We start from the raw sequence: 1,438 nt of genomic DNA on the forward strand, positions 1-1,438 counted from the left end.
GCCGGACGTCCGGCCGGGGCGAGCAGGTCGCGGGCCCGGTCGTAGACGGTCAGCGGCAGACCGAGCACGGCGTTCCCGGGCGGCCGCCTGGGAACGGCCGGGTGCGGCCGGGTCGGTGCCGTGAGCCGCGCCATCTCCCAGGCGGTGCCGAGCTGGACGAGGCGCCCGGTGTCCAGTGCCTCCTGGAGCCGGGGCAGCAGCTTGTCCTCCTCGTCCCTGATGTCCTGGCGGACCAGGGAGAAGAGGCGGGTGACGCACCGGTCGTAGGCGGGCCGGTCGTCCTCGTGGCGGTCGAGGTCCGCGAACACCTGGTTGATCTCCTGGTGTTCACGTTCGACCTCGCGGGTCAGCTCCTCGCCGTCCGGCACGGTCTTCCGGACGACCGGCCACAGCACGGTCTCCTCCGCGAAGGCGTGACTGAAGACGAGCTGCGTGATCTCCCTCAGCAACTGGCTGCGGTCGGGTTCTCCCGCCGACCAGTAGCCGTTCATCAGCCGGTCCAGATCGATGTGGTCGCGGCGTTGCAGGGCCAGCACGCTGCCCGCTCCGCCGAGTTCCTCGGTGGTCTGTCCGGCCAGTGACGTCGGCATGACGCCTCCTCTGCCTCTTCGTGTCCGTTCTTCCCCGCCCGGGAGCGCAGCCGCCGACGCGGGGCCCCGGGAACGGCTCCGGGAGCCGGGGTACCCGACCGCGCCCCCTCACACACCCCTCGGCCCCGCCTCCCGGGCGGCGAGCCTGACCACCGGGCGTCGGGCGTCGGGGCCGGAGCCTCCGCCCTCAGCCGCCCGGGCGGATCACCGCCCGGACGCAGCCGTCCTCCCTTGCACCTCTCTGCCGTGAACGGGACGCCCGGGTGCCCGGACGGACGCCGCGTGAACCCGGGTCGGCGACCGAGGGGCGGCACCGGCCGGTTTCCGGCCGAGAAGGGGCCGCCGACGTTTCAACGGGCGGGCAGCGGCCACCAGAGCAGAACAGGGGCTTTTCCACGGCAGGTGGCCGGACGCGTCGGTTCCACGACGTTGCGGCACCCCACGCCGCCCCACGATCTTCCGGCCGTCGGTCAGCGAGCGCGGCGGCTCGCCGAACGGCCGATCAGCCCCTCCGGGGCGTCATCCATCGAGACGGAGAGTCACCCATGAACTGGCGTGAGTACGCGAAATGCCGCGACGAGGACTCGGAACTGTTCTTTCCGGTGGGCACCCGAGGTCCCGCGCTGCGACAGGCCGAGGACGCCAAGAGCGTGTGCCGGGTCTGCCCCGTGCAGGATCAGTGTGCCCAGTGGGCGCTGGACTCCGGCCAGGAGCACGGCATTTGGGGCGGTCTCGATGAGGAGCAGCGACGGGCCCTGGCCCGCCGCCAGGCGCGCGGCCGGGCACGCCTGGCCTCCTGACCCGTCGGCAGGGCGAGTCGGCCCCGAGCGGGCCGTCGGCCACGCACC

General features: G+C 73.4%; 2 protein-coding genes. One reads left to right on the forward strand and one right to left on the reverse strand.

The features are described from left to right. Positions 1–590: hemerythrin domain-containing protein (locus tag ACYVE9_RS26740; RefSeq protein ID WP_461030475.1), on the reverse strand; the 590-nt coding region annotated here is incomplete at its 3' end. 545 nt (positions 591–1,135) lie between these two features. Here ACYVE9_RS26740 and ACYVE9_RS26745 point away from each other — a divergent pair. Next, positions 1,136–1,390 (forward strand): WhiB family transcriptional regulator, encoded by a 255-nt coding sequence (locus ACYVE9_RS26745; protein ID WP_461030476.1) that lies wholly within the window; start codon positions 1,136–1,138, stop codon positions 1,388–1,390. Positions 1,391–1,438 lie beyond the last annotated feature (48 nt).

Source organism: Streptomyces sparsus (assembly GCF_054776295.1).

What these genes read in the sequence shown, in the direction of transcription:
- ACYVE9_RS26745 (WP_461030476.1), top strand. Translation starts at nt 1,136, where the DNA reads ATGAACTGGCGTGAGTACGCGAAATGCCGCGACGAGGACTCGGAACTG.